The organism is Aeromonas sp. ZOR0002, assembly GCF_963866995.1.
GTDB lineage: Bacteria > Pseudomonadota > Gammaproteobacteria > Enterobacterales > Aeromonadaceae > Aeromonas > Aeromonas caviae.
Genome location: NZ_CAWMFQ010000169.1, coordinates 27310 through 35105, shown reverse-complemented (window position 1 = coordinate 35105; position 7796 = coordinate 27310). Strand labels below are relative to the sequence as shown.

The 7796-nt window shown below is 65.6% G+C and carries 7 protein-coding genes; 3 read left to right on the top strand and 4 right to left on the bottom strand.

All coding sequences use genetic code 11. From position 1 onward, the window contains the following. The 3 genes from AACR77_RS09915 to AACR77_RS09905 form a co-directional block, all read right to left on the bottom strand. Positions 1 to 1287, bottom strand: a 1287-nt coding sequence (locus AACR77_RS09915) for an AAA family ATPase (protein WP_042881156.1), incomplete at its 3' end; no start/stop codon positions are given. Further along, a complete protein-coding gene (locus AACR77_RS09910) occupies positions 1284 to 2510 on the bottom strand; it encodes an exonuclease SbcCD subunit D C-terminal domain-containing protein (protein ID WP_042014751.1) in 1227 nt (408 codons plus the stop codon). The genes AACR77_RS09915 and AACR77_RS09910, both read right to left, overlap by 4 nt. Before the next feature lie 110 nt (positions 2511 to 2620). Next, positions 2621 to 3049, bottom strand: a complete 429-nt coding sequence (locus tag AACR77_RS09905; RefSeq protein ID WP_010673565.1) for a GNAT family N-acetyltransferase — start codon at positions 3047 to 3049, stop codon at positions 2621 to 2623. 179 nt (positions 3050 to 3228) lie between these two features. Here AACR77_RS09905 and rdgC point away from each other — a divergent pair, with 179 nt between their 5' ends. Then, entirely contained in the window at positions 3229 to 4140 is a 912-nt protein-coding gene (rdgC, locus tag AACR77_RS09900) for a recombination-associated protein RdgC (protein ID WP_042881152.1), read from the top strand. 168 nt (positions 4141 to 4308) lie between these two features. Here the strand turns inward: rdgC and AACR77_RS09895 are convergent, their stop codons facing one another. Then, complete coding sequence (locus AACR77_RS09895; RefSeq protein WP_042881150.1) at positions 4309 to 4926, bottom strand: arylesterase; 618 nt, start codon at positions 4924 to 4926, stop codon at positions 4309 to 4311. Positions 4927 to 5038: 112 nt separating this feature from the next. On the opposite strand from AACR77_RS09895, the gene ggt reads away from it, so the two are divergent. Further along, positions 5039 to 6820: a gamma-glutamyltransferase gene (ggt, locus tag AACR77_RS09890; RefSeq protein ID WP_042881149.1), complete on the top strand. Its 1782-nt coding sequence runs from the start codon at positions 5039 to 5041 to the stop codon at positions 6818 to 6820. Positions 6821 to 7194: 374 nt separating this feature from the next. Continuing rightward, the coding region (locus AACR77_RS09885) for a cation:proton antiporter domain-containing protein (RefSeq protein ID WP_042881148.1) at positions 7195 to 7796 on the top strand (602 nt) is incomplete at its 3' end.

Here is a 7796-nt window from a genome sequence, read left to right as displayed (position 1 = left end):
GCCCCACTGCTGGTGCTGGGCCTTGAGCTGCTCCACCTGCTGGCGCTGCTGGCGCCAGCCCTGCTCCAGGGTGAGCTGCACCTCCCGCTCCTGCGTCCCCTCCTGCTGGATCTTCTGCAGTTGCTGCTGCTTTTCCCGAATGCGGGTGTCGAGCTCCTGCGCCCGTTTGAGTTCAGGCTGCAGGGCGCCCCACTCGCGCTCGGCGGCGATCTTCTCCGCCAGCAGTTGCTGTTCGGTGAGGGCACTCTGCTGGGTCTGCTCCTCCAGCTTGCCAAGTTCGGGGCCAAGCTCGGCCAGTGCCTTCTCCTGCTGCTGCACCTCCAGGGTGAGGCGAGCCAGCTCGTCGTGATCGGCGCGGGCCACCTGGGCCTGCTCGGCGCGGGCCAACTCCTCCCGCTCGGGAGCGGCCGCACCGTGGGCAGCCTCCGCCGCGGCAAGGGCCGCCTCTCCCTCCTGACAGGCCTGCAACTGCGCAGCGATGCGGCCGTTGAGATCGCGCAAGTCCTGCATCAGTTGCTGTTGCTGCTGCTCGTGTTTGAGGCTGGTGGCGAGGCTGATCTGCTGGCTCACCCACTGCTCGCGGGTCGCCTCGTCCATCAGCGCCACGTCGCCGAGCCGCTGGCTGATGGCGGCAAGTTTCTGCTGCTCCTCCCGCGCCCGTTCATGGGTCTGGACCGAAATGGCGGAGTAGAGCTCGGTGCCGGTCATCCGTTCGAGCAGGGCCGAACGCTCGTCGGCGCTCGATTTGAGGAAGGCGGCAAACTCCCCCTGGGGCAGGATGACGGCGCGGCGAAACTGCTCCCAGGAGAGCCCCACCAGCTCGTCAATGCGATCCTGCAGCTCCCGCTTGCTGCCACTGAACACCTGGCCCGACGCCACGTCGGTCAGGCTGCGCTCCTGGGGCTGAAAGCGCCCCTCGGCGCGGCTGCGAGCCCGGCGCACCGCCCAGCGGGCCAGCCAGACACGGCCGTCACAGCCGCGAAACTGCACCTCGGCAAAACCGCTGGCGTGGCCGCGGCTGAGGATGCCGCGCACGTCGTTGGCCTTGAGCTTCTCCTCGTCATCCATGCGACCCACTTCGGCCACGTTCTTGCGGTTGGCGATAAAGCGCGGCATCTCGTCGTAGAGCGCCAGACAGATGGCATCGAGCAGGGTACTCTTGCCGGCGCCGGTATTGCCGGTGATGGCAAACAGGCCGGCGGCCCCCAGGGCGCCACCGGCAAAATCGATGGTGAATTGACCGGTCAGGCTGGCCAGATTCTCCCCTGACAGCGACAAGATTTTCATTGGCTGGACTCCTTCACCTTCTCCAGGATCTCTTCAAACGACGCCACCAGCTCGGCCTCCGGCTCCCCGTCGAACTGACGCTGATAGCAGAGGCGAAACACCTCGGTGGGGGAGAGCTCATCGAGCCGGCGCTGGCCGGCACCGTCCGCCAGCCCCTGGCCCGAGCCCTGATAACTGGTCGTGATGCGGGCCAGGCGCACCGGCTTGTCGCCGATGGCGGCCAGCACGCGCTCGCGGATGCGGGCCTCGGGTTTGGGCAGCAGCAGCCGCACCTCGAGGAAGGGCTGCGCCTGCTGCGGGCAAGCGGGCAGCGCCAGCGCCTCGATGGCCTGGAGCGCCTCGTCAAGGCCGCTCTGGGGCAGGCGGATCATCTCCACCGCGCGGGGCACCGGGATCCGCTCAAGGCGGGCCAGTTTGCCCCTCTCAAACGTCACCTCCAGCACCTGATGGTTGTAATTCGCCTCGGCCAGCGAGAGCGGCAGCGGCGAGCCGCTGTAGTGCACCCCCTCGGCCGGGCTCTGGGCCAGGTGCAGATGACCCAGCGCCGTGTAGTCGGCGGCGGCAAACAGTTCGGCAGGCAGGGCATGCTGGTTGCCGCCGAGCACTCGCCGCTCGGAGAGCTCAGAGAGCTGGCCCGCCGCCAGATAGGCGTGGCCCATGGCGATGAGGGCCTGGTCCGGATGGCAGCGCGCCCGCCCCTCGCTCAGCACCGCCTCATAGACCTGGCGTACCCCTTCGATGAGTCTGTCCTGCCCCTCCCTGAGCCCTTCTGGGCGCAGATCGCTGCTGCGCAGAAACGGCACGGCGGCGCACCAGGCGGCCACCTCGCCGTTCTTGCCTCGCAGCGGCACCAGCAGGCGCTCGGTCTCGAGGCGTCCCTCGTCGTCCCGGCTGATGCTGCCCACCAGATGCAGGTCGAAGGCGCGTAGCAGCTCGTGGGGGGCATCCAGCTTGGAGGGGGAGTCGTGGTTGCCGCCGATGAGCACCATCTCCAGTGCCGGGTGCTCGGCGCGCAGCCGTGCCAGGAAGCGGTAGAGCTGCTGCCAGGCACTGGCGGGAGGGTTGGCGGTGTCGAACAGATCGCCCGCCACCAGCAGGGCATCGATGTCGCGGGTCTTGATGGTGTCGGCCAGCCAGTCGAGGAAGGCGTCGTGTTCGAAGCGGCGGTCGTGGCCGTGAAGCTGATGACCGAGGTGCCAGTCGGCGGTGTGCAGGATCTTCATGGAAAACGGCTCGATAAGGAGAAGAGAGCGGGGGCGAGGGCGCCCCGGGATGGAGACAAGATGAGGATGGTGCCCCCCGTTTTCAACCGGGGCAGCCCCAGACGTCAGATTCAGACGGCTTGGTAATGCATCTGGTACTGAAGATGGCCGGTGAGGGGATCGGGCACCTCCCCCCCGATTTCAAAGCCGTGGCGGCGGTAGAAACGCACCGCTGGCTCGTTCTCCACGAAGACTCGGGTATGCAGCTCGGCACATCTGGATCTGGCTTCCTGCAACAGGGCGTGCCCCACCCCCCGCCCCTGCCGGTCGGGGCGCACGAAGAGTGCAGCCAGGTAATCATCCACCAGCGCCATGAAGCCGAGCAGGTCCCCTCGTTCCTCGAACACCCAGATGCGGGCATGATCGAGGTAGCGGGTACGCAGCTCCTCCTGAGCCTGCCACCAGCAGGAGGCATCGACGAAATCGTGGGCCTGCAGGGAGGCCAGGAGCCAGATTTCGACGATCTCTTCCATGTCTTCCGGCCGACTCTGTCTCAACATGGTCGCCTCCTTGTCAGCAATGTGAACACTCGCAGTCTAGGGGAGTTGGGCCCGCTCCCGGGGGATCAAGGTGGGGCCCTGTGAGGTCGATCGCCCTTTATTTAGCGAGAATGATTGGCTGATCACAAAGCGCCTCTCTAGTACAATGCCCGCCGGACAATCTAGAGACCGAGGACGCCATGTGGTTTAAAAACCTGCAGATTTACCGCTTTACCCGCCCCTTCGACCTGACCGTTGAGCAGCTGGAAACCCAGCTGGAAGCCTGCGCCTTCACCCCGTGCGGCAGCCAGGACATCTCCCGGTTCGGGTGGGTCAAGCCCCTTGGCAAATTCGGCTCCACCCTGACCCACGCCGCCTCTGGCCACATCCTGCTGTGCGCTCGCAAGGAAGAGAAGATGCTGCCCGGCACCGTGGTCAAGGAGATGCTGGCGGAGAAGGTAGAGGCCATTGAATTCGAGCAGGGTCGCGCCCTCAAGAAGAAAGAGAAGGAGGTGCTGAAAGAGGAGATCATGCACACCCTGCTGCCCCGCGCCTTCAGCCGCACCAGCCAGACCTTCGCCTGGATAAACCCTGCCGACAACCTGATGGTGGTGGATGCAGGCTCCGCCAAGAAGGCGGACGATCTGCTGGCGCTCTTGCGCAAATCCATCGGCTCCCTGCCGGTAGTGCCGGTGGCCCTCAAGAACCCGCCCGAGATCACCATGACCGAGTGGCTCAACGAGGGCAACCTGCCCGCCGCCTTCACCCTGGAGGACGAAGCCGAGCTGCGCAGCGCCATGGAGCACGGCGGCATCATCCGCTGCAAGCAGCAGGATCTGATGAGCGAGGAGATCAAGAATCACCTGGCCAACGACAAGCTGGTGACCAAGCTGGCCCTCAACTGGGGCGAAACCCTGAGCTTCGTGCTGGGGGACGATCTCTCCATCAAGCGCCTCAAGTTCAGCGAAGAGCTGCGCGAGCAGAACGACGACGTCACCAGTGAAGATCCCGCCGCCCGCCTGGACGCCGACTTCGCCCTGGTCACCGCCGAGCTCTCCCAGTTCATCCCGGCCCTGTTTGCCGCCCTGGGCGGTGAAGAGCAGTCCATCTAAGCAAATTGGCTCAGCCTGATTGCAAAAAACCGCCTTCACGGCGGTTTTTTCATCTCCATCGGCACCGTCGCCGCGGGCTGGCCCCCTCCGGGGTAGCGCCGCCGCGCAATCTCCTGACCCCATAGGTTACGGCAGCATGGCGCACTGCCCCGGCAGCATGACACCTCGCTAGAGCGCCCCCCTTTCCAGCAACAGTCGATGAAATCGCTGCGCCAGGGTGCGGTAACCCTCGGCATTGAAATGCACCGCATCGGACTTCAGGGCCGGGTCTCGCAGCAACTCACCGATGCTGTCGTTGTCCAGCACCAGCCCGTACTGCTCTGCCAGCTCCTCGTAGAGGGGAGCGCCATCGGCAAACAGGGATTTTCGGGGCACCCCGACAAGCAGGATCTGGGCCCCGCTCCCCTGCACCGCCTCTATCATGGCAGCGAGATTGGCCTTGAGGGCCGCCTCCCCGCTGCCACGCAGGATGTCGTTGCCCCCCTCCAGCAGGATGACCAGAGCGGGTCTGTGCCGGGCCAGCAACCCGGGCAGGCGGGCCCTGCCGGCCTGGCTCAGCTCTCCGGACACCCCGCCATTGACCACGGGATGGCCGCTCAGGTTCGCCAGCACGCTGGGGTAGCTTTGGGACGGGCTCACCCCGCGCCCCTCGGTCAGACTGTCCCCGAAGGCGAGCAGGGTCTCCCCCTGGGCCAGCGGTCTGAAGGTCGGCTCCCCGCAGGCCGCCAGCAACAGGCAGAGCAGCCCCGCCATGCAAGGTTTCGCCAGCGTCCCCCGGTGTGTCATGAGCGTCTCCTTGATAGTTTTGTAACCATATGAGTATTAAGACAAACTTTTAATCAAGCTCCAAGTGTGACACATTTCGGCAGGTGAACAAGAAACCGACAAGGAGCCTGTCATGTCCCTCAAACCCCTCGGCCTGCTGGTCGCCCTCGGCCTGCTTGGCGGCTGCGCCTCCCAGGACGGCTTTCACTATGTCCCTCCTCCCCAGACCCTGATCGCCCCGGAGGCGGCCAGCGGCTGGATTGACAAACCGGGCTGGCAGGGCCGTGACTTCATGGTGGCGGCGGCCAACCCGCTGGCGGTGGACGCGGGCTACCAGATCATCAAGGCGGGGGGCAGCGCCGTCGATGCAGCCATCGCCGTCCAGCTGGTATTGACCCTGGTGGAGCCTCAATCCTCGGGTATCGGCGGCGGCTCCCTCATGCTGGTGTGGGATGGCAAGCAGGTGGCGGCGGTAGATGGCCGGGAGACGGCCCCCGCCGCTGCCACCGATCAGCTCTTCATGAAGGAGGGCAAACCCATGGCCTTCTATGAGGGGGTGGTGGGCGGGCGCTCCGTCGGCGCCCCCGGCACGGTGCGTGCCCTGGCCCTGGCCCACGAGCGCTATGGCAAGCTGCCCTGGGCCACGCTGTTCGCACCCGCCATCACCCTCGCAGAGCAAGGGTTCGTGATAAGCCCCCGCCTCGCCACCCTGCTGGCAAAAGATCCCTATCTGGCCGGGGATCCGGACGCCCGCGCCTACTTCTATCAGGCGGACGGCACTCCCAAGACGGCAGGTACCCGGCTCACCAACCCGGCCCTGGCCAGGGTGCTGCGTACCCTGGCAAGCGACGGCCCCGACGCCTTCTATCGCGGCCCGCTGGCCGAGGCCATGGTGGCCAAGGTGCACGCCCACCCGACCAACCCCGGGGTGCTGAGCGCCGCCGATCTCGCCAGCTACCGGGCCAAGCTGCGGGACGGGCTCTGCTTTGACTATCGCCAGAGCGAGATCTGCGGCTTCCCGACCCCCTCCTCCGGCACCATCGCCCTTGGCCAGATTTTCGGCATGCTGGAGAGCCGGGACATGGCCGCCCTCAAACCGGTACAGGGGGAGCAGGGTCAACTGGCCGCCTCCAGCGAGGCCATTCACCTCTATAGCGAGGCGGCACGCCTCGCCTTCGCCGATCGCAACCAGTATGTGGCCGACGGCGACGTCGTCGACGTGCCGGTGGCCGGCCTGCTGGACAAGGGCTATCTGGCGCAGCGGGGACACCTTATCGGCAACCGCTCCATGGGCGTCGCCCAGCCCGGCAACCCGCCCCGGGCGCTGGCCAGGGGCCGGGACGCCACCCCGGAGCTGCCCTCCACCAGCCACATCTCCATCGTGGACAAGAGCGGCATGGCGGTGGCCATGACCAGCTCCATCGAGGATGGCTTCGGCTCGCGGCTGATGGTCAACGGCTACCTGCTGAACAACCAGCTCACCGACTTCTCCTTCACCTCGGTGGACGCCGCCGGCCTGCCGGTGGCTAACCGGGTGGAGCCCGGCAAGCGCCCCCGCTCCTCCATGTCGCCCCTGCTGGTGTTTGACAAGGCAAGCGGCGAGCTCGAGATGAGCCTGGGCTCCCCGGGAGGCTCGGCCATCATCAACTACGTGGGCAAGGCGCTGCTCGGCACCCAGGATTGGGGGCTCGACCTGCAGCAGGCCATCAACCTGCCCAATTTCGGCAGTCGCAACGGCCCCACCGAGCTGGAGCAGGGGCGCACGCCCGACGCCGTGGTTCAGGGGCTCAAGGCCAGAGGGCACGAGGTCCTGCTTAACGAGCAGACCTCCGGGCTGCAGGGCGTCCAGCGCCATGCCGGCGGCTGGCTGGGAGCCGCAGACCCCAGACGTGAGGGGGTCGCCAGGGGAGAGTGATGCCCCTTCAGCACCCTCGTTCACCATGGAGGAGGCCCGCCTCCTCCATGCCGTGTGCTCATAGGTGTTCTCCCTTGCCTCCCAATATCATCATCGATTGATTATTCCTGCCAATTTTTCTTTAACTGCACACTCTTTTCACCCAATCGCAATGCATTAAAGATGTTTTTCATCAAAATCAACGAAAAAACTGGAACAGTGTTGCTCATGGCATATAAATGCATTACTTTTCAATAGAAACGGCATCTGTTGCCCTCAAGACTTCCCCTTGATACGGCCAACTTCTGTCTCTTTCGCCCCCTGCTCATTGACAGCTGCCCTCTTCGCCTTCGGGTGATCTGGTAGCCCCTGACTGCCATTAGCGAGGTGACGACATGGACCACTCACTCCCCCTTATCACCACCCTGGTAGGCGGCCTCGTGCTGGCCTACCTCTTCGGCATGCTGGCAAGCCGCCTGCGCATCTCCCCCATGGTGGGCTACCTCGCGGCCGGCGTGGTATGCGGCCCCTTTACGCCGGGCTATGTCGCCGACCTGCGGCTCGCCCCCGAGCTGGCCGAAATCGGCGTCATCCTGCTGATGTTTGGTGTCGGCCTGCACTTTTCCGTGAAAGACCTGCTGTCGGTGAAACACATCGCCATCCCGGGAGCCATCGTCCAGATAACCCTTGCGACCCTGCTCGGCCTTGGCCTCTCCCAACTGCTCGACTGGACCGTGACCGCCGGCCTGGTGTTTGGCCTGGCCCTCTCCACCGCCAGTACCGTGGTGCTGCTGCGCGCCCTGGAGAGCCGCGGCCAGCTCGACACCAACGAGGGACGCATCGCCATCGGCTGGCTCATCGTGGAGGATCTGGTGATGGTGCTGGCCCTGGTACTGCTCCCCATCCTCGCCAACCTGCAGCAAGGGGGCGAGGCACTGACCCCGGCCCAGGTGATGGCGGATATCGGCCTGACCCTGGCCAAGGTGGCTGCCTTCAT

What these genes read in the sequence shown, in the direction of transcription:
- AACR77_RS09910 (WP_042014751.1), bottom strand. Translation starts at nt 2,510, where the DNA reads ATGAAGATCCTGCACACCGCCGACTGGCACCTCGGTCATCAGCTTCAC.
- AACR77_RS09905 (WP_010673565.1), bottom strand. Translation starts at nt 3,049, where the DNA reads ATGTTGAGACAGAGTCGGCCGGAAGACATGGAAGAGATCGTCGAAATC.
- rdgC (WP_042881152.1), top strand. Translation starts at nt 3,229, where the DNA reads ATGTGGTTTAAAAACCTGCAGATTTACCGCTTTACCCGCCCCTTCGAC.
- AACR77_RS09895 (WP_042881150.1), bottom strand. Translation starts at nt 4,926, where the DNA reads ATGACACACCGGGGGACGCTGGCGAAACCTTGCATGGCGGGGCTGCTC.
- ggt (WP_042881149.1), top strand. Translation starts at nt 5,039, where the DNA reads ATGTCCCTCAAACCCCTCGGCCTGCTGGTCGCCCTCGGCCTGCTTGGC.